Annotated in this window: 20 protein-coding genes; 10 read left to right on the forward strand and 10 right to left on the reverse strand. The window is 68.9% G+C overall.

Features of this window, described 5'->3' with window-relative positions; translation table 11 throughout:
- Window positions 1–28: 28 nt before the first annotated feature.
- A complete protein-coding gene (locus tag DL991_RS34680; protein ID WP_125788582.1) occupies window positions 29–541 on the reverse strand; it encodes a DUF664 domain-containing protein in 513 nt (170 codons plus the stop codon).
- 98 nt (window positions 542–639) lie between these two features.
- On the opposite strand from DL991_RS34680, the gene DL991_RS34685 reads away from it, so the two are divergent.
- From DL991_RS34685 to recQ, 3 genes are read left to right on the forward strand one after another with little or no spacing between them, the layout of a single operon-like run.
- On the forward strand, window positions 640–987 hold the full coding sequence (locus DL991_RS34685) for a helix-turn-helix transcriptional regulator (RefSeq protein WP_125788583.1): 348 nt from the start codon (window positions 640–642) through the stop codon (window positions 985–987).
- 31 nt (window positions 988–1,018) lie between these two features.
- On the forward strand, window positions 1,019–1,816 hold the full coding sequence (locus DL991_RS34690) for an SMI1/KNR4 family protein (RefSeq protein WP_233599171.1): 798 nt from the start codon (window positions 1,019–1,021) through the stop codon (window positions 1,814–1,816).
- A 48-nt stretch (window positions 1,817–1,864) separates the two neighbouring features.
- Window positions 1,865–3,697 (forward strand): DNA helicase RecQ, encoded by a 1,833-nt coding sequence (gene recQ / locus DL991_RS34695; protein WP_125788585.1) that lies wholly within the window; start codon window positions 1,865–1,867, stop codon window positions 3,695–3,697.
- Here recQ and DL991_RS34700 read toward each other — a convergent pair.
- The gene (locus tag DL991_RS34700) at window positions 3,694–3,912 is read right to left on the reverse strand and encodes an antitoxin (RefSeq protein ID WP_125788586.1); all 219 of its coding nucleotides are present in this window, start codon (window positions 3,910–3,912) and stop codon (window positions 3,694–3,696) included. The two genes, recQ and DL991_RS34700, sit on opposite strands and share 4 nt — an antisense overlap.
- Before the next feature lie 162 nt (window positions 3,913–4,074).
- Between DL991_RS34700 and add the strand changes: the two genes are divergently transcribed.
- A complete protein-coding gene (add, locus tag DL991_RS34705; RefSeq protein WP_125788587.1) occupies window positions 4,075–5,049 on the forward strand; it encodes an adenosine deaminase in 975 nt (324 codons plus the stop codon).
- Here add and DL991_RS34710 read toward each other — a convergent pair.
- On the reverse strand, window positions 5,006–5,491 hold the full coding sequence (locus DL991_RS34710) for a hypothetical protein (RefSeq protein ID WP_233599172.1): 486 nt from the start codon (window positions 5,489–5,491) through the stop codon (window positions 5,006–5,008). The two genes, add and DL991_RS34710, sit on opposite strands and share 44 nt — an antisense overlap.
- A gap of 99 nt (window positions 5,492–5,590) precedes the next feature.
- The gene (locus tag DL991_RS43110; RefSeq protein WP_199754186.1) at window positions 5,591–7,294 is read right to left on the reverse strand and encodes a cellulase family glycosylhydrolase; all 1,704 of its coding nucleotides are present in this window, start codon (window positions 7,292–7,294) and stop codon (window positions 5,591–5,593) included.
- A gap of 275 nt (window positions 7,295–7,569) precedes the next feature.
- Here DL991_RS43110 and DL991_RS34725 point away from each other — a divergent pair, with 275 nt between their 5' ends.
- Window positions 7,570–8,397, forward strand: a complete 828-nt coding sequence (locus tag DL991_RS34725; protein ID WP_125788589.1) for a lytic transglycosylase domain-containing protein — start codon at window positions 7,570–7,572, stop codon at window positions 8,395–8,397.
- Between the two features lie 20 nt (window positions 8,398–8,417).
- Here the strand turns inward: DL991_RS34725 and DL991_RS34730 are convergent, their stop codons facing one another.
- Genes DL991_RS34730 through DL991_RS34740 form a run of 3 tightly spaced genes read right to left on the reverse strand, consistent with a single transcriptional unit; the run spans window position 8,418 to window position 12,106 of the window.
- Window positions 8,418–9,767 (reverse strand): VWA domain-containing protein, encoded by a 1,350-nt coding sequence (locus tag DL991_RS34730; protein WP_125788590.1) that lies wholly within the window; start codon window positions 9,765–9,767, stop codon window positions 8,418–8,420.
- Window positions 9,764–10,645, reverse strand: coding sequence for a MoxR family ATPase (locus tag DL991_RS34735; protein ID WP_125788591.1), 882 nt, complete (start codon window positions 10,643–10,645; stop codon window positions 9,764–9,766). Before DL991_RS34735 ends, DL991_RS34730 begins: the two co-directional genes overlap by 4 nt.
- A gap of 21 nt (window positions 10,646–10,666) precedes the next feature.
- Entirely contained in the window at window positions 10,667–12,106 is a 1,440-nt protein-coding gene (locus DL991_RS34740) for an MFS transporter (protein WP_125788592.1), read from the reverse strand.
- A gap of 62 nt (window positions 12,107–12,168) precedes the next feature.
- Between DL991_RS34740 and DL991_RS34745 the strand changes: the two genes are divergently transcribed.
- From DL991_RS34745 to DL991_RS34765, 5 genes are all read left to right on the forward strand, one after another.
- Window positions 12,169–13,125 (forward strand): YafY family protein, encoded by a 957-nt coding sequence (locus DL991_RS34745; protein ID WP_233599174.1) that lies wholly within the window; start codon window positions 12,169–12,171, stop codon window positions 13,123–13,125.
- 10 nt (window positions 13,126–13,135) lie between these two features.
- On the forward strand, window positions 13,136–14,170 hold the full coding sequence (mgrA, locus tag DL991_RS34750) for an L-glyceraldehyde 3-phosphate reductase (RefSeq protein ID WP_125788593.1): 1,035 nt from the start codon (window positions 13,136–13,138) through the stop codon (window positions 14,168–14,170).
- Window positions 14,171–14,513: 343 nt separating this feature from the next.
- Window positions 14,514–15,272: a class I SAM-dependent methyltransferase gene (locus DL991_RS34755; protein WP_125788594.1), complete on the forward strand. Its 759-nt coding sequence runs from the start codon at window positions 14,514–14,516 to the stop codon at window positions 15,270–15,272.
- Between the two features lie 57 nt (window positions 15,273–15,329).
- Window positions 15,330–16,001 (forward strand): TetR/AcrR family transcriptional regulator, encoded by a 672-nt coding sequence (locus DL991_RS34760; protein ID WP_125788595.1) that lies wholly within the window; start codon window positions 15,330–15,332, stop codon window positions 15,999–16,001.
- 12 nt (window positions 16,002–16,013) lie between these two features.
- Window positions 16,014–16,937 (forward strand): TIGR03564 family F420-dependent LLM class oxidoreductase, encoded by a 924-nt coding sequence (locus DL991_RS34765; protein ID WP_125788596.1) that lies wholly within the window; start codon window positions 16,014–16,016, stop codon window positions 16,935–16,937.
- Here the strand turns inward: DL991_RS34765 and DL991_RS34770 are convergent.
- From DL991_RS34770 to DL991_RS34780, 3 genes are all read right to left on the reverse strand, one after another.
- A complete protein-coding gene (locus DL991_RS34770; protein ID WP_125788597.1) occupies window positions 16,897–17,709 on the reverse strand; it encodes an aldo/keto reductase in 813 nt (270 codons plus the stop codon). The genes DL991_RS34765 and DL991_RS34770 overlap by 41 nt on opposite strands.
- 9 nt (window positions 17,710–17,718) lie before the next feature.
- Window positions 17,719–18,960 carry a CdaR family transcriptional regulator gene (locus DL991_RS34775; RefSeq protein WP_125788598.1) on the reverse strand — a complete coding sequence of 414 codons (1,242 nt, stop codon included), beginning with the start codon at window positions 18,958–18,960 and terminating at the stop codon, window positions 17,719–17,721.
- Window positions 18,961–19,100: 140 nt separating this feature from the next.
- Window positions 19,101–19,556, reverse strand: a complete 456-nt coding sequence (locus tag DL991_RS34780; RefSeq protein WP_125788599.1) for a (2Fe-2S)-binding protein — start codon at window positions 19,554–19,556, stop codon at window positions 19,101–19,103.
- Between the last annotated feature and the right edge of the window lie 22 nt (window positions 19,557–19,578).

Consider the following 19,578-nt stretch of genomic DNA (forward strand, 5'->3'; position numbering starts at 1 on the left):
TGTCGTCCGTCGTGGAGCGGCACCTCGCCTACGTATCGCGGAGTACGAGCCCTCGGACGTACGCGGCCTGCCCGGCGTGCTGGAGATCGTCGGAAAGCACGCTGACCAGGCGAACCCCGAGAGTGACGGGCGGATCCCACGCTTCGTCGACGATACGGTCGAGGTCGGCTTCGGCGAGGCCCGCGGCCCAAGCCGTCGTCGCTTCGTGCACCGCGTCGTGGTACCCGGTCAGCAGTTCGGCGGAGTCGACGCGGACGGCCTCGACGTCCTCGGGACGATGCCCGTATCCGGTGTCCGACGCCGGGAAGGGCAGTTCGAAGCGGCCCACCCAGTCCCGCGCTGTCCAGATCTGCTCGGTGTCCATCAGGTCGGCGATGTGATCGTCCTGCACCCTGGTCAGATGCCAGACCAGCCAGGCGATCGTGTTCGCGCCCGGAGCCGGGCTCTCGGTCAGCTGGTCGGCGTCCAACCCCTCGACGGCGGCGTGCACGACCTCCTGGACGCGGCCGAACCCGTCGGCCACCACTTCGGCCAGTTTCATCGAATCCCCTTCCTGCGTCTCCCTCCACAATGACACCGCGAGGTGACCCCTGCCTTGCAACCTTGACTTATATAAGCCCAGGCCGTGATAGTTGCCGGATGCACGCGTTCGACGTCCTGGGGGATCCGGTGCGCCGCCGGATCCTGGAACTGCTCGCGGGCGGGGAACAGAGCTCCGGCGACGTGACCACGGTGGTGCGCGCCGAGTTCGGGATCTCGCAGCCCGCGGTCTCCCAGCATCTGCGCGTCCTGCGCGAGAACGGCTTCACCACCGTCCGCGCCGAGGGCGCGCGGCGGCTGTACTCGGTGGATCCCGGCCCGCTCAAGGAGATCGACGGCTGGCTGGAGCAGTACCGGCGCTTCTGGACCGGGCCGCTCGACGCGCTCGCCACCGAGATCGCCCGTGGCCGCCGCGAGCGACGGAAGGCCGCCGAAGGGAACGACTAGGCCCATGCTCAAGGGGTGGAGGCGGGCCGTTGTGATCGCCGTCGCGAGCGTCGTCATCGTGCTGGGGCTCGTCTTCGCGGTCACGGAGCGCGGTGGGCGGGACATGGGAGCGCAGTCGTACCCGGCCCCGCCGACGACACCACGCACGCCCTCCTACTCGACCGCCGCACCACCCGTGCCCACGACCCGGCCGACGTTGACCGTCGACAGCGGTTGCCGTCCGGGTCAGGGCCCTGCCGAACTCGCCACGGTCCCCGAGGCGACCACCCGGCGGGTGAACGCCGCCTGGGACCGCGTCGAACGGTGGCTCAAAGCCAACGCGCCGACGACGGCGAAGACCCTCCGGCCGCCCGCGACGATCGCGCGGATCGCCGAGGCGCAACGGAAGGCCGGCGTCGCCTTCCCCGCCGAACTCATCGCCTTCCTGCTGCAGCACGACGGTGTCTCGGGCATCGGCGAGAGCTTCGCTTTACCCCCGTTCCACCACCTCGCGTCCACGGAAACCGTCGCGAGCCAAGCGAAGGTCATGTGCGATGTGCTGATCTCGAGCGGGCTGGACGGCAACGTCGGTTCCTGGTGGCACGGACGGTTCGTGCCGGTCGCCGTCGACGGCGGCGGTGACGGGCTCTTCCTCGACCAGCGCACCGGCACCGGGCGGCTCGGCGACTGGAACCACGAGGGGTCGGTGAGCTTCGACCGCTTGCCCGCGACCCTGACCGAACTGCTGGAGCAGACCGCGACGGCGCTGGAGACCGGCGGGTCCGTCGTCGGCGGCTACCGGCCGGTCGTCACCCCGAACCGGGCGCTGGACTGGGAGTTCCCGCGCTGAGGTGCGCGGGCGCGTGGACTGTCGGACCCCGCCCCTAGAATCGTCCGGGTGGCAGCCCCCGACATCGGTACCTCGGAAGCCCTGGAAACGCTGAACCGCGTCTTCGGCTACGACGACTTCCGCGGCGACCAGCACGCCATCGTCGACCACGTCATCGCAGGCGGTGACGCGCTCGTCCTCATGCCCACCGGCGGCGGGAAGTCACTGTGTTACCAGATCCCCGCGCTGGTCCGGCCGGGCGTCGGGGTGGTGATCTCACCGCTGATCGCGTTGATGCAGGACCAGGTCGACGCGTTGCGCAACCTCGGCGTGCGCGCGGGTTTCCTCAACTCGACGCAGGACTACGCCGAGCGGAACAGGGTCGAGGCCGCCTTCGTCGCCGGCGAGCTGGACCTGCTGTACCTGGCACCGGAGCGGCTTTCGGTCGAATCCACCGTGCGGCTGCTCGATCGCGGCAAGATCTCGCTGTTCGCGATCGACGAGGCGCACTGCGTCTCCCAGTGGGGGCACGATTTCCGGCCCGACTATCTGATGCTGTCCGCGGTGCACGAGCGCTGGCCGGACGTGCCGAGGATCGCGCTCACCGCCACCGCGACCAGGACCACGCACGCCGAGATCGCGTCCCGGCTCAATCTGGAGGACGCGCGGCATTTCGTCGCGAGCTTCGACCGGCCGAACATCCAGTACCGCATCGTCGGCAAGAACTCGCCGCAGCGGCAGCTGCTGGAGCTGCTGCGCACCGAGCACAAGGGCGACGCGGGCATCGTCTACTGCCTGTCGCGGAACTCGGTGGAGAAGACCGCGGACTTCCTGGTCGAGAACGGGATTCCGGCGGTGCCCTATCACGCCGGGCTGGACGCGCGGACGCGCGCGAAGCACCAGTCGCGGTTCCTGCGCGAGGACGGGCTGATCGTCGTCGCGACGATCGCGTTCGGCATGGGCATCGACAAACCGGACGTACGGTTCGTCGCGCACCTGGACCTGCCGAAGTCCGTCGAGGGCTACTACCAGGAGACCGGTCGCGCCGGTCGTGACGGGCTGCCGTCGACGGCGTGGCTGGCGTACGGCCTCCAGGACGTCGTCCAGCAGCGCAAGATGATCGACATGTCGGAGGGGTCCGAGGCGCACAAGCGGCAGCTGAGCGCCCACCTCAACGCGATGCTGGCGCTGTGCGAGACGGTCGAATGCCGTCGAGTGCAGGTGCTGAACTACTTCGGGCAGCAGAGCGAGCCGTGCGGCAACTGCGACACCTGCCTGGCGCCGCCGGAGACCTGGGACGGCACGATCCCGGCGCAGAAACTCCTCTCCACCATCGTCCGGCTGCAGAACGAGCGACGGCAGAAGTTCGGCGCGGGCCAGATCATCGACATCCTGCTCGGCAAGTCGACGCCGAAGGTGACGCAGCATCGGCACGACTCACTGAAAGTGTTCGGGATCGGCACGGAGCTGAAGGAGCCCGAGTGGCGGGCCGTGGTGCGGCAGCTGCTGGCGCAGGGGCTCGCGGCGGTCGAAGGCGACTACGGCTCGCTCGTGCTGACCGAGGGCAGTGCCGAGGTACTGAACGGGCAGCGGAAGGTCCAGCTGCGGCGTGAGCCGGAGCGGGCGGCCAAGGCCGCGGCCCGGTCCAGCGCGAAGAAGGCCGCGGCAGCCGACATGCCCGCCGAGGCGGCGCCGGTGTTCGAACTGCTGCGGTCGTGGCGAGCCGCGGCGGCGAAGGAGCAGGGAGTGCCCGCGTACGTGATCTTCCACGACGCGACCCTGCGCCAGATCGCCACCAAACGGCCCGCCACGCTGCAGGAGCTGGGTTCGGTCAGCGGCGTCGGCGAGAACAAGCTCGCCAAGTACGGCGAGCAGATCCTCGAGACGCTCGCCGAGGCCTAGTGCTCGTACGGCCGGCGCGGCGGCCGTCCGGCCATCCCGTCGACCTTGCGTACCGCGCCGTCGATCTGGCTGTGGTACTTGCCCTTCGTCTTGTGGTCGACGAAGGTCGCGGCCTTGTTCACGACCTTCGAGACCTTCTCCGGGTTCTTCCGCACGTAGGCGCGCACGGCCCCGGCGGTGCCGGCCAGGGCGGTCAACTTCCGCAGTAGAGGCACTGTGGTCCCTTTCCTCGGGGTCGTCTGGTGTCCTGCTCAACGACCGGTAGTGGTCACTGGGTTCCCCGAAGCGCGCCGAATCACTCATTTCGGATATCCGCGCCGGTCGGAGCACGGAAAACGGGGCGCGCGACGCGGGCCGAGGCCACTAGGTTCGAGCCCATGCGGGATCTTTCGCTGCTGCCCAAGGCCCATCTGCACGTCCACCTCGAAAGCACGATCCGGCCGGACACGCTCCGTGACCTCGGTGAGGCGAACGGCGTCGCCGTACCCGCGGAACAACCCGTGTTCGACGGGTTCCGCGCGTTCGGTGACTACAACGGGCTGCTGCGGTCCTGCCTGCGGAGGCCGGAGGACTTCGAACGGGTGGCGCGCGAGTTCTGCGAGGACCAGGTCGCGGACGGGGTCCGCTACGCCGAAGTCACCTTCACGGCGGCTTCGCACGGCGAACGACTGGGCGAGCCGGACATGCCGCTGGCGTCCGTCCTCAAAGGACTCTCGGCGGGGGCGGCCGAATACGGGCTCCACTGGCGGATGCTCCTGGACCACTCACGCCGCCGGTCGGTCGAACGCGCCCGGCTCACCCTCGACCTGGCGCGCCGGTACGCCCCGGACGGGGTGTTCGCGATCGGCCTCGCCGGGGAGGAGAAGTACCCGCTCGCGCCGTTCGCCGGGATCTGCGACGAGGCCGACGAGGCCGGACTGCGCCTGATACACCACGCGGGCGAGGACGCCGGACCGGCCAGCATCCGCGAGGCACTCGAGGTCGGCCACAGCGAGCGGATCGGCCACGGCATCCGGATCCTGGAGGATGTCGCGCTGGTCGCCGAGGTGCGGGAACGCGGTATCGCGCTGGAGGTCTGCCCGTCGTCGAACGTGACGCTCGGGCTCGTGCCGTCGTTCGAGGAGCACCCGCTCCCCCGGTTGGTCGACGCCGGGCTCGTGGTCACGCTCAGCACCGATGTCCCGTCGATCACGGGGACGACACTGACCGACGAGTTCCTGCGCACTCGCGAGGCGTTCGCCTACGACGACCTCGCGCTCGCGGGCCTCGCCAGGGCGTCCGTCGACGCGTCCTTCGCGCCGGCCGAGCTCAAGCGTTCGATCCACCAAGAGATCGACGCCTGGCTGGCCTGACGCCTCGCACCTGGGCCCCCGCGGCATCGATGAAGGCATCGAGCGCCCGCTGGCACCGCTCTTCGTGACCGGCCAGTCCGGCATGGTCGGCCGCTTCCCTGATCGCGGCACAGTGCTCGAAGGCGACATCGGCGAGCGCCACCAGCTCCGGATCGCCGGTGAGCAGCGCCACCTGGAAGCGGGCGTGGTCCGCCGCGGCGCCGAGAACGTCGGATTCGGTGAATGCGGCGCGCACGTCCTCGTCGGTGGCGGTGGCTCGCTGTCGCAAGAGCCACAGACTGACCGCGCCGCGCCTGAGCCCGGTGATCGCGCCCGCGAAGTCGGCACAGGCTTCCGTCCGGTCCTGGCGGAGTCGTTCTTCTCGGGTGAATCGCTCGGCGCGAGCGGTGTTGAGCCGCTGGAACAAGAAGGTCGACGTCGAGCCGAGCAGGGTCCCGGCCACGGCGATGAGGCTGGTGAGCCACGCGTTCATCCGGCGGAGTCTGCCATGCCGGGGAACGCCTCGTGCCCGGTGAGGACAGCGGGCACGAGGCGTCCTGGCTCAGCCGGTCGGGAAGTCGTCCGGCGTGCGGATGCGGTCCCGCACCCAGACACCGGCGGGCTTCAGCATCGAAGTGCCGGTGAAGGAGTTCCCGGCGCAGGTTCCGGTCTTGAACACGGCACCGGAACGGAAGTCGTCGGAGAAGTTCCAGTTCGTCCAGCCGATCTTCTTGGCGGCCAGCAGATCAAGGTACTTCTGCGAGTACGTGAAGTCGTTCCCGCCGTCACCCGTGTAGGTCTGGGTGCCGAATTCCGTGACGAACACCGGGATCCGGTCCGCGGTCCGCGCCAGCGCGTCGTAGTGCTCGTCCTGGTGCGATGCCGCGTAGAAGTGGAACGTGTACATGATGTTGGTGGCGTTGACCGGGTTGTCGAGGATGTCGTTCTCGTCGCGGCCGTCGGAGATGCCGAAGGTCGACCATCCGTGCGTGCCGAGGAAGACGACGCTGTCCGGGTCCTGGGCCCGGATCACCGGGATGACCTCTTCGGCGTATCGCTTGACGTCAGCCCAGCTGACCCCGTTGGGCTCGTTCGCGACGTCGTAGATGATGTTGACCTTGTCCTTGTGCCGTTGGGCGATCTCGGCGAAGAACGTCTTCGCGAGGTGGGTGTTCGCGTTCGGGTCACCGGGATCGAGCTGGTGCCAGTCGACGAGGACGTACATCCCGCGTTTCGTCGCTTCTTCGATGTAGTTGTGCATCATGTCGGTGAACTTGCGCGGGTTGCTTTCGTAACCGCCGTCCTGGATGTACATGGCGACACGCAGGATGTCGGCCTTCCAGTCGTTGGCCAGCGCGTCCAGCGAAGCGGTCTTCACGCATTGGCTGTACCACTGGATCCCGTGCGTGCTCATCCCTCGCAGCTGGATGGGCTTGCCGTACTGGTTGCACAGTTTGACGCCGCAGACGTGGAGCTTTCCGTTGATCGACACCGGCGTCCCGGTACCGCACGCCGGAGTGGTGATCGAGACGGCGTTGCTCGGAGCGGACGTGTTCCCCGCCGCGTCGTAGGCGACCACCGTGAACGAGTACGACGTCGACGCGGAGAGACCGGTCACCGTCGCGGGCGAATTCGCCGTCGTGGCGACGGTTTGACCACTCCGGAGGACGCGGTACCCGGCGACCCCGACGTTGTCCGCCGACGCCTGCCAGCTCAGGGTCGCGCTGCCGCAGGTCACGTTCGACGTGGTGGGCGAGCCCGGCGCCGAGGGCGCTTCGGTGTCGTTGGAACCACCACTGCCCTCGACCGAAAGCGAATCCGCGTTGGGCCCGCCGTTCGACGTGACGGCGGTCGTGCGGATCCTGTTGCCGCCCGCCGCGAGGTTCACCGTGGTGGTGACGGTGCGCCAGGTCGTCCACGCGCCGGTGCCGGCGAACCCGAGGTCGTCGACGGCGATGGCGCCGTTGACGGTGATGTCGAGCGGACGGTTGGCGGTGGTGCCGTTGGCGTAGCGGAAGGTCAGCGTGTGCTGTCCCGCCTGCGCCGCGTTGACGGTGTACTCGACGTAGCTGCCGGTGACGTTGTCGTAGTTGACGAAGCCGGATCCGGTGAAGCCCTGGTGATTGGATTCGACCACGCCGCGGGAGACCGTCGCGTTCTCGGACTCGTAGCGGACGGGAGCCGCGGAAGCGGCCTGGGCGGAGATCGGGACCGAAGCGGCCGCGAGCACCGTGACCAGCGCCGCCCGCCATCTTGGGCGTACCACTTTGTGCCTCCTTCAGAAGCATCGTTGCGTTCCGTGGGCAGGGGCGCGGCGAGCCCTTGTTAAGAAACTTTCCTAACGCGGACCAGTCTCACCATCCGGCCGAACCGCTGTCAACCGGGCAAAGGGGGCGATCGCACCCCGCAATTCGTCACCTACTTGCGGTAGTCGCGCAGGCGTGAGAGCGCAAGTAGGTGACGAATCGCGGGTCGTGGGCAGGCTCACCCGGGAAGGCGGGCTACACAAGTTCTCCACAACAGTCACGTACCGTGGAACCGGTGACCGCTTCGTCCCCTTCGGCACTGGACCTCATGGACCAGTGGCAACCACCGCCCAAGAGGCGCGGCCCGCGCGGCTGCGTGATGCTCGCGCTGCTGGTCGTGGGCGCCTTGGTGGCGGGCGTCGTATGGGTCGTGGTCAGCCTCACCGACCGCGAGCCGGTGCCGGTCAAACCGGAATTCGTCGTCCCCGCGCTCAAACCCGCCCCGCGTTCGGCGATCCCCGGCGACGCCGGACCGCTGCCCGCGGAGCCCGCGAAGGACGCCTGGATCGCGAAGGTGTCGGAGAACACGGACATTCCTTCGCGCGCGCTGCGGGCGTACGTGAACGCCGCCGAGAAGACCGCGAAGACCACGCCACGCTGCGGAATCACCTGGGCGACCATCGCCGGGATCGGCCGGACCGAATCCCAGCACGCCCGGCACGACGGCTCCCGCGCCGGCGAGGACGGCGTCGTGACGCCGCCGATCATCGGCATCCCGCTCGACGGCTCCCCCGGCGTGCTGGCGGTCGTCGACACCGACAAGGGCGCCCTCGACGGCGACCCGAAATGGGATCGCGCGGTCGGGCCGATGCAGTTCCTGCCCGCCACCTGGAAGCGGTACGGCGTCCGTGCGAGCGGTGACGGCGCCGCGCCGGATCCGCAGAACATCGACGACGCCGCGATGACGACCGCCCGGTACCTGTGCGCCCGGGGCGGCGACCTCGGCAAACCCGCCGGATGGTGGACCGCGGTGCTGACCTACAACAACTCCGCCGCGTACGGGCAGGAAGTGTTCAGCAACGCCGACGCCTACGGGAAGGCCGCGGTAACCCCGCGCAACTAGGTGACTAATTGCGTGACGCCCTACGCGGGCAAGAGGCGCGTCACCAACTTGGTCAGCTGGTGCACGTTCCGGCATTCGTGCATCTCGACGACCTCCGCGTACGCGTGCGCCTCGGAGTCACCGGTGGACCACAACGCCGTCCGCTCGGGATTGAGCCAGTAGGTATGCCTCGCGGCCGCGGCGATCCCGCGAACCGCCGCCAGGTTCGGGTCGCCTCCGTTGGTCCTGGCGTCCCCGAGGATGAGCATGGACGTCTTGGGCCCCACGGCATCCGAGTACCGCTCGACGAACTCGCCGAGCGCGTGCCCGTAATCGCTGTGCCCGTCCCAGCGGGTCAGTTCCGCGTCGGCGAGGATGCGCGCGCCGAGGTCCTCCGGATCGGCGGCGCCGGTGTCGACGAGGTGGGTGATCTCGTCGCACGCGTCGATGAACGCGAACACCCGCACCTTGCTGAACTGGTCGCGCAAGGCCTGCACCAGCAGCATGGTGAAGTTCGCGAAACCGGCAACCGAGCCCGACATGTCGCACAGCAGCACGATTTCCGGCCTCCCTGGCCGGTGCCGCCGGTACGACGGACGCATCGGGACACCGCCGGTGGACAGCGAGCGTCGCAGCGTCCGGCGCAGGTCGATCTGCCCGCGCGCGTGCCGCCGTCGCCGGGCGGCCAGCCGGGTGGCGAGCTTGCGGGACAGGGGCTGCACGACACGGCGGAGTTCGGCGAGTTGCGCGCGGCTGGCGAGCAGGAAGTCGACGCGGTCGGCCGCGGGCGGGACGGCGTGCCGCGAAACCCGTTCCCTGCCACGGACTTCCGCCACCCTGCGGCGTGCTTCGGTCCGCACCAGTCCACGGAAGCCCTCGACCCGCCGCCGGACGTCGTCGCGGTCCAGCCTGTCAGTGAAATCGTTGGAAGCGCCCGCACGGATCGCTTCGAGCACGCGGACCACGAGGGTCTGCGGCTGGAGCCGTTCCAGGGTCTGGTGCGCCGACCAGCCGCCGGAGCCCGACGTGCCGCCGTACTCCCCCAGCATGTCGACGGCGAGCCCGGACAGTTGCGTCAGTTCCGTCTGATCGTTCGCCGCGAGCGCGGCGGCGAGCCGGTCCCGCAGCGCGGCCAGGTCTTCGACCGGGTCCTGCGAGGGCGCGCCGACGCCGAGCGGGAAGTAGATGTCGAACGTCGCGTCGAACACCGCGCGCTGGCCGCCGCGCCGGACGAGCGCCGCCGCGAGCCCTTCCCGCATCTGCTCGCGGGAAGCCAGGCCCAGCACTTCGAGTGCCGCGGCGGCGTCGACCGTCTCACTCGGACCCGCCGGGATCCCGTGTTCCCGCAACGCTTCCACGAACTCGACGAGCCTGCCCGGCACGCCGCTCACGAGTCGAGGACCTTGCCGAGCTCCAGCCGCGCGTCCGCCTTCACGACGTCTTCCTGGTGTTTGAGGATCACGCCGAGACTCGCGCGGACGACGTCCTCGCCGAGGCTGTCCGCGCCGAGCGCCAGCAGCGTGCGGGCCCAGTCGATGGTCTCCGCGACCGACGGCGCCTTCCGCAGTTCCATCGCCCGCAGCGCGGTGATGACCTTGACCAAGGACGCGGCGAGCGCGTCGTCGACGCCAGGCACCTTGAGCCGCACGATGCGCTGTTCCAGTGCCGCGTCGGGGAAATCGATGTGCAGGAACAGGCACCGGCGGCGCAGCGCCTCGGAGAGTTCGCGCGTCGCGTTGGAGGTCAGCACCACGAACGGCCGGCGCCCGGCGGTGATCGTGCCGAGTTCCGGGACGGTGATCTGGAAGTCGCCGAGCACCTCCAGCAGCAGGCCCTCGATCTCGACGTCGGCCTTGTCGGTCTCGTCGATGAGCAGGACGGTCGGCTCGTCGCCCTTGATCGCCGTCAGCAGCGGCCTGGCCAGCAGGAACTCTTCACCGAAGATGTCGTTGCGGGCTTCGTCCCACGTCTCGTCCTTGCCGGCGGTGATCCGGAGAAGCTGCTTCGCGTGGTTCCACTCGTACAGCGCACGCGACTCGTCGACGCCTTCGTAGCACTGCAACCGCACGAGCCGGGAGCCGCTCGCCTGCGCGACCGCCTTCGCCAGCTCGGTCTTGCCGACGCCCGCGGGGCCCTCGATCAGCAACGGCTTACCGAGGGCGTCCGCGAGGAACACCGTGGTGGCGACGGCCGCGGAGGCCAGGTAGCCGGTGTCGGCGAGCTTCGCCGTCACGTCTTCGACGGATGTGAAGTACCCGGTCCCAGCCACGCGGCCTCCCAGCTCGATCGCCTACCCGGCCGACTCTACGTCGCGGATCCGCTTGGGCAGCAGGAACCCGACCGCGAACGTGAGCATCACCATCACCGCGACCACCCAGAACGTCCGCTGCGCGGCGTCGGTCGGGTCGGCGGTCCCGGCGTCGAAGAACACCGTGCCCAGCAGCGCCATCCCCAGCGCGCCGCCGACCTGCTGGAGCGAGGTCAGCGCGCCCGACGCCGATCCGGCCTCCGACGGCTCCACTCCGGACAGTGCGATCTCGAAGTACGGCCCCATGATCAGCCCGGATCCGATCCCGACCACCAGCAACGCGGGGGCGATCAGCCACGGACCGGTTTCCGGGCCGAGGAGCAGCAGCAGCGCGACCACGCCCGCGGTCATGATCAGCGCGCCGGTGTGCAGCACCTTGCGGCCGTGCTTGCGCACCACCTGCACCAGACCCATCCCGACGATCATCCCCAGCGACATCGGCACCCCGGTCAGCCCGGCCTTGAGCGGCGAGAAACCGAGCCCGAGCTGCAGGTACAGCGTGAAGACGAGCCCGAAGCCGGAGAACGCCGCGAAGTAGATCGTCCCGGTCGCCATCCCGGCGAGGAAGCTGCGCTTGCGGAACAGGCTGGGTTCGACCAGCGGGTCACCACCGCGACCGCTCTTGCGCTTCTCGAACCAGGCGAAGACACCGAACACCACGATCGCGGCGGCCATCATCGCGAACGTCCACAGCGGCCAGCCGTACTCACGACCCTGTACCAGCGGGAAGACGATCAGCAGTGCACCGGTCGTGGCGAGCAGCGCGCCGGGGATGTCGAGTTTGAGCGAACCACCGGGCCTGGACTCGGGAAGGAACTTGATCGCGGCGAGTACCGCCAGCGCGCCGATCGGCAGGTTGATCAGGAAGATCATCCGCCAGCCGGTCCCGAAGAGATCGGCGTCGACCAGCCAGCCCGCGAGGATCGGACCGCCGACCGCGGCGAGCCCCATCACCGGGCCGAACATGCCGAACGCGGACTGAAGCTCCTTTCCGGTGAACATCTCCTTCATCATGCCGAGGCCCTGCGGGATCATCGCGGCGCCGAACAGACCCTGCACCACCCTGGCGGTGATGATCATCTCGGGGCTCACCGCGATCGCGCAGAACAACGAGCCGACGACGAAGCCGATCGCGCCGATCAGGAACATGCGCTTGCGGCCGAAGATGTCGCCGAGCCGTCCGCCGGTGAGCAGGCCGGACACCATCGCGAGGGTGTAGGCGACGCCGAGCCACTGGATCATCGCCGTGCCGCCGCCGAGCGAGGCCCGCATGACCGGTCCGGCGATGCTCGTGACCGTCATGTCGAGCAGTTCCATCACCGAACCGGTCAGGATCACGAACAGCGCGGGCCAGCGCCAGCGGTAGGACTTCTCCACGTTTTCCGTGGTCACACCGCTCGGGGTGTCCAGTGTCATCGTCATGGGAACAACGCTAAAGTCAATTCCGGCCACTTTCTGACCGGAATCGGAGCGAACCTGGATTCATGGCGAATACGAGTGCGCGGATGCTGCGGCTGCTGTCGCTGCTGCAGACACACCGCTTCTGGTCGGGGATCGAACTGAGCGACAAGCTCGAGGTGAGCGAGCGGACGCTGCGGCGCGACGTCGAACGCCTCCGCGAGCTGGGCTATCCGGTCAACGCGAGCCGCGGCGTCGCGGGCGGCTACCAGTTGCGGTCGGGCACGGTCATGCCGCCGCTGCTGCTGGACGACGAGGAGGCCGTGGCGATCGCGGTCGGCCTGCGGACGGCGGCGGGCGGTTCGGTGGAGGGCATCGAGGAGACCTCGGTCCGGGCGCTGACGAAGGTCGTCCAGGTGATGCCGCCCCGGCTGCGCAGACGCGTCGACGCGCTCCAGGCGTACACGACGCCGGCGGCCGTCACGGGTCCCCGGGTCAACGCGGCCAGCCTGACGGTGATCGCGCAGGCGTGCCGGGACGACGAGCGGCTGAAGTTCGACTACGCCGCACGCGGCGGCGAGGAGTCCGCGCGGCTGGTCGAGCCGCACCGGCTCGTCTCGCTCGGACGACGCTGGTACCTGGTGGCGTGGGACCTCGACCGGGTGGATTGGCGCACTTTCCGTGTCGACCGGCTCAGTGAGCCGCGCACCACCGGCGCCCGCTACCGGCCACGGGAGATCCCCGGCGGGGACGCGGTCAAGTTCGTCGAGGCCCAGATCAAGGCCAGGCCGACCACGTACGAACTGGTGGTCCGGGTCGAGGCACCGAAGGCACGGGTCGAGGCGGCCGTGCGCTATATCGGTGGCGCGCTCGAAGCGATCGACGAGACGTCCTGCCGTCTGACGATGAACGTCGACACCTTCGACTGGCCCGTCCTGATCCTCGCCGCCATCGGGGTGCCCTTCGAGGTCGAGGGACCTGCGGCGTTCAAAGATCACCTGGGCGCCGTCGCCACCCTCTTCTCCCGCGCCTCCGGCGGCTAGCATCGGGCCCGTGAGCACCTATGTCGCGGCCGAGGGCCGATACGAGAGCATCCCCTACCGCCGTACCGGGCGCAGCGGCCTGAAGCTGCCCGCGATCTCGCTGGGCCTGTGGCACAACTTCGGCAACGACAAGCCGCTCGGCACGCAGCGGGACATCGCGCGGCGCGCGTTCGATCTGGGCATCACCCACTTCGACCTCGCCAACAACTACGGCCCGCCCTACGGTTCGGCCGAGGAGAACTTCGGCAGGCTGCTGGCTTCGGACTTCAAGCCGTACCGTGACGAACTGGTCGTCTCGACCAAGGCGGGCTACGACATGTGGCCGGGCCCGTACGGGGAATGGGGTTCGCGCAAGTACCTGCTGTCCTCTTTGGACCAGTCACTCGGCCGGATGGGCCTGGACTACGTCGACATCTTCTACTCGCACCGGTTCGACCCCGAGACGCCGCTCGAAGAGACCGTCGGTGCGCTCGACACCGCCGTCCGCTCCGGACGCGCTCTGTACGTCGGCATCTCGTCGTATTCGTCGGAGAAGACCGCCGAGGCCGCGCGGCTCCTGCGCGAACTGGGCACTCCGCTGCTGATCCACCAGCCGTCGTACTCGATGTTCAACCGCTGGCTCGAAGGCGACCAACTGCTCGACACGCTCGAAGCCGAAGGTGCGGGCTGCATCGCCTTCTCACCGCTGGCGCAGGGACTGCTGACCAGCCGCTACCTCGACGGCGTTCCCGAGAATTCCCGTGCGGCGCAAGGGAAGTCACTCAACCCGGACACGATCACCGAGAACACCGTCGGCAAGATCCGGGCGCTGAACGAGATCGCCGAGCGACGCGGGCAGACGCTGGCGCAGCTCGCGCTCGCGTGGGGCCTGCGTGACCCGCGGATGACGTCGGTGCTGATCGGCGCGAGCAGCGTCGCCCAGCTGGAGGACAACGTCGGCGCGCTGAAGAACCTGCACTTCACCAATGAGGAGCTGGCCGAGATCGACCGCTACGCCACCGAGGCCGACATCAACCTCTGGAAGCGCTCGACCGACGCCGGATGACAAGAGGTAAGGCAAAAATGGCGTAGCTGCGCCTTCAATGAAGGGCTCCTTCGATGGCTTCAAGGGAGCCTGCCGCGCCTTGAGTGTCCACAAGAGACACCTGCGGTGGTGGTCGTGAGTGGCGATTCGGGTTAGAACCCGAATCGCCACTCACGACCCCCCACGCAAAGTACCCAAATTGACATCTCTGCCTGGTCGCCGTCCCTTATGGACGGTCAAGAGCGTGCCAGACTCCTTGGCGACCCCACTCCCCCGTCGACTCGATCACGCCACCTTTGCCTTACCCCTCGATGACACCCGTAATCGCGTTGCCCCACCCGGCCAGGGAGCCGAAACTGCGGGCATGACTTTCGAAGAGCTGCTCGCCGAGGGAGAGGCCGTCCCGGTCGAAGGCTGGGACTTCTCGTGGTTCGAAGGCCGGGCTACGGAGGAACGGCCGCCGTGGGGATACTCGCGGCTGCTCGGTGAGCGGATGGCGGCGGCGTCCGCCGGACTCGACCTGCAGACCGGCGGCGGTGAGGTGCTCGCGGGCATCCCGAAACCGCCGCCGGTCCTCGCCGCGACCGAAGGCTGGCCGCCGAACGTCGAGGTCGCCAGGAAGACCCTCGCGCCCTTGGGCGCCGAAGTGGTCGAGGCCGAGTACGACGCACCTTTGCCCTTCCCCGACGAGTCCTTCGACGTGGTGAGCAGCCGCCATCCGATCGCGAACCCGTGGCGGGAGATCGCGCGCGTCCTGCGGCCGGGCGGGATCTTCCTGTCGCAACAGATCGGCGCCGGAACCGTCCGCGAACTGAAGGAGTTCTTCCTCGGCCCGCAGGATTACGGCGGCTGGACCCCCGAGGTGCTGCGCACCGAGGCGGACGCCGTCGGGCTGCGGGTGGAGCGGCTCGAACCGGCGAAACTCCGGATGGAGTTCTTCGACCTCGCCGCGGTGGTGCACTTCCTGCGGAAGGTGATCTGGATCGTGCCGGGGTTCGAGGTGGAGAAGTACCGCGACCGGCTCGCGGAACTCCATCGGATGATCGAGACCGACGGGAAGTTCGTCGCGTACTCGCGGCGGGTGCTCGTGGAGGCCGTCAAACCCGGCCACACCTTCGAGTGACCACTCTCCACCGCCCGCCGCTTGACCAAATTTCAAAATCAGTCATAAACTAGCGGCGTGACCGAGGACCGGCAGGAACGCGCCGAACGTATTCTCGACGCCGCCGCGGACCTGCTCCTGCGGCACGGCTACCGGCGGGTGACCGTGGAGGACGTCGCCGAGCATGCCGACGTCGGCAAGGGAACCCTTTACCTGCACTGGAAAACCCGGGAACAGCTGTTCCTCGCGGTGATGCTGCGCGAGGCGGCGCGGTCCATCGAGAACCTGGCACAGGCGATCGAGGACGATCCCGACCTCACCCTGCTGCACCGGATGACCCGCACCCAGTTCCTCAACGTCGTGCGCAGGCCCCTGCTCCACGCGCCCTACCTCGCCGACTCCGGCGTACTGGGCAAGCTCGCGGCGAAGCTCCACGAAAACCAGGACCCCCGGCACCACGAGGCGTTCCTGGACTACCTGAAACTGCAAGCCGAGCACGGCCTGATCCGCATCGACATCGAGGTCGAAGACCTGGCGAAGGCTTATCTGGCCGTCCTGCACGGCTTCCTGCTCGCCCCGGCGGCGGATCCCGAAGCCGCCGCCGACCTGCTGGCCGACACCGTCGCCCACGCCTTCCAGCCGACGGCCACTCCGCCCGCCGCGAAGGTACGCGCGGCGGCACCGGGCGCCATCGCCCTCTTCCGCGCGACCGCGGAAATCGACCGCGCCAACCTCCGGCGCGCCTACTGACGGGAGCCGCGCATGCGGACCGGAATCCTCCTCGACGAAATCGGTGTCCCCTTCGGCGACGTCGTCGCGCAAGCGAAAGAAGCCGCCAGGCTGGGCTACGACGCGATCTGGCTCGCACAGCGCGGCGGCTGGGACGCCCTCACCGCGTTGACGGCGCTGGGCGCGGCCGCCCCCGGCCTCGCGCTGGGCACTTCGGTGCTCCCCACCTACCCGAGGCACCCGATTTCCTTGGCTGCGCAGGCTTTGACGCTACAAGCCGCCACGGGCGCGCCGGTCTCGCTCGGCGTCGGGCTGAGCCACCGGCCGATCATCGAAGACCAGTACGGCTACTCCTTCGACCGCCCTGTCCGGCATCTGCGCGAGTACCTTCAGGCGCTCTACCCGTTACTACACCACGAAAAGGCCGACGTGCACGGCGAGACGCTGACCGCTGTCGGCACCATCGAGGCGCCCGGCGCCGAGCCACCTTCGGTCGTCGTCGGCGCGCTGAGCCCGCTGTCGCTGAAGGTCAGCGGCGCCTACTCCGACGGCGTGGTGTCCACCTGGGCCGGGCCGCGCTCGCTGGCGGAGTACATCGTCCCGACGCTGACGAAAGCGGCGACGGAGGCCGGGCGTACGGCACCGCGCGTCATCACCGGGCAGCTGATCTCCGTCACCCACAACCCCGACGGGCCGCGGAACTGGGTCGCCGAGAACTACGGCATGGCGGCGAACATCCCAGCGTACCAAGCGATTTTCACCCGCGACCGGGTCGACGGCCCTGGCGGGACGGTACTCGCCGGCGACGAGGAGTTCGTCCGGGCACGGATCCGCGAACTCGAAGAGGCCGGTGCGACGGAGCTGATCCTGATGCCGGTGGGGACGCCCGAAGAGCAAGCGCGGACCCGGGAACTGCTCAGCCCCCCAAGCGCTCCAGGTGCTCGGCCGTCAGTTTGACCTCCGCCGCGGCGAAGTTCTCCTCCAGGTGCGCGATGTTCGCCGTCCCCGGGATCGGCAGGACGACCGGCGACCTGGCGAGCAGCCAGGCGAGCCCGACCTGCGCCGTGGTCACCCCCAGCTCCGCGGCGACGGCGGTGAGCCCGGAACCGGCCTCCGACGCGGCGCCGAGCACCGGACGCCAAGGCAGGAAAGCGATCCCGGCCGCCTCGCACGCGTCCAGCACCGCTTCGTACGAGCGGTCCGAGAGGCTGTAGCGGTTCTGCACGCTGGCGATGTCGACGATCTCGCGTGCCCGCGCGAGTTCGTCGACGGTGACCTCGGACAGCCCGATCCGGCCGATCTTGCCCTCGTCCCGCAGGTCCCGCAGCGCGCCGAGCTGATCGGCCAGCGGGGTCTCCGGATCGAGACGGTGCAGCTGCAGCAGCTCGATCCGTTCGACGCGCAACCGTCGCAGCCCCTCGTCGACCTGCACCCGCAGCGATTCCGGCCGCGCGTCGTACTTCCAGTCGTCCCCGGTCCGCACGACGCCGACCTTGGTGGTGACCACCAGATCGTCCGGGTACGGGTACAGCGCTTCCGCAAGGAGTTCCTCGTTGGCACCGCCGCCGTACAGATGCGCGGTGTCGATCAGGGTGATGCCCAGCTCCACGGCCCTTCGCGCCAAGGCGATGGACGCCTCACGCGCGGGGCCTGCTTCGGTCGGCAGGCGCATGGCGCCGAAACCGAGGCGGTGCACGGTCAGATCTCCGCCGATGGCGAATTCGTTCATCCGGGAAACCTAGCGCAGCGGATCCCTCGGCGAGGGCAGATGAGAGGTGTCCGGGAACATGTGGAGCGCACGCAGGGCAGCACCCAGCTCGGCGATGTCGGCCGGGTCCGTCAGCGAACGGCCCAGTTCCTCGGAAATCCGCTTCAGTCGATGCCGGATCGTGTTGGGGTGACAGAACATCCGCTCCGACGTCAGTTTCGTGGAGCCCTGGCATTCGAACCACGCGCGCAACGTCAGCAGCAGCACGTTCCGGTCGTCACCGGGCAGGTCGAGGATCGGCCGCAGCACGTGGTGCGCGAGCTGGACCGACGCCTCCGGCGCGCTGGCGACGAGGCCGGCGAGCGGGGATTCGTTGAACTGCACCATTCCCGTCGTCCCCGGCAGCATGCTGGAGAGCGCGACCCTGGCGAGGTGCAGCGCGCGGGAGGTGTTCCCGAGGCCGGTGAACACCGGGCTGACCCCGATCCGGCCGATCTGGTTCTCCCGCAGCAACTCGACGATCAGCTGCGACGCCGACGGGTCCCGCATCGACACGACCCCGACCTGCAGGTCCGGCGTGAGCCGCCAGGCGGACGCGTGATGCCGGTCGCGGAGCCGGTTTTCGATCTGGGGCAACGGTTCGTGTCCGACGCGCGGGGTCTCCGCCGCGACGACCACATAGGTCCCGTCGAGCGAGAGTTCCAGCACGCGCGCGATGTCCCACAGCGTGCCCTCGGTGGCCGCGCCGCCGGCGAACAACGCCTCGACCAACGCGGAGCGTCTGCTTTGGTGCGCCAGCATGACTTCGGCCGTGGTGTCGCGATACGTCGTCGTCAGCGCCTCGGCGTAGTCGTCGATCAGCGCCCAGATGGCCGACGTCGCGGCGACGAGGCCGCGGAGGTCCTGATGCTCGCCCGAAGCGGTCAGTTCGACGAACCGGTTCCACACCTCGGTGAGCCCGATCCGGTAGGCCCGCAGCAGTTCCGGCAGCGGCGCGCCCTGCAACGCCCGTGCGCGCCCGGTCGCCCGCGCCTGCGTGAGGTCGGGTTCCTCGGTGCCGCCCAGGGTCCGCATGACGAACTCGAGGTTGTTCCGCACCGAGGTCCGCAGTTCGGCGAGGGTGACGAACTGCGCGTCGCGGTACACCGGCATCTCGGCACGGATCTGCGCGACGGTGCTCTCGATCAGCTGAGGCAGCTGTTTTTCGACCTCGAAGGCCAATTCGGCGACGACGGCGGCCGAGCCTTCGCGGAGCACAGTTCGGTAGTGCATGGACGTCCTCCGGGGCAGGGACTCCTCGTCGAATCCCTGGGGACGTCATCTAACACGACTTGCCCGGAGGTGGCCTGTCGAAGCCGGAAGGCTCCGCCGGTGCGGCGGAAAATCGGGATTCCCGCCGCACCGGCGGGATTTCACATCTTCGCGGCCGCGCTCTTGATGGCTTCGCGGATCCGGAAGTAGGTGCCGCACCGGCAGACGTTCTGGATCGCGTCGATCTCGGCGTCGGTCGGGTTCTTCGTCTTCTTCAGCAGCGCCACCGCGGCCATGATCTGCCCCGGCTGACAGTAGCCGCACTGCGCGACGTCCTGCTCCAGCCAGGCCTCCTGCACCGGGTGCAGGTCATCGCCGTCGGCGAGGCCTTCGATGGTGGTGACCTCCTTGCCAGAGCAGTCGGACACCGGCGTCACGCACGGATTGAACGCCTCGCCGTCGAGGTGGCTGGTGCAGGCCTTGCAGACGTTGATCCCGCAGCCGTACTTCGGGCCGCGGACGCCGAGTTTGTCCCGCAGCGCCCACAGCATGGGCAGATCCGCGGGCGCGTCGACGGTGACGGACTTCCCGTTCACCGTGAAGGTGTAGTTGGGCATCGGAACTCCTTGACGGGGAAGG

Origin of the sequence: Amycolatopsis sp. WAC 01375 (genome assembly GCF_003947325.1) — a bacterium.
Taxonomy (GTDB): domain Bacteria; phylum Actinomycetota; class Actinomycetes; order Mycobacteriales; family Pseudonocardiaceae; genus Amycolatopsis.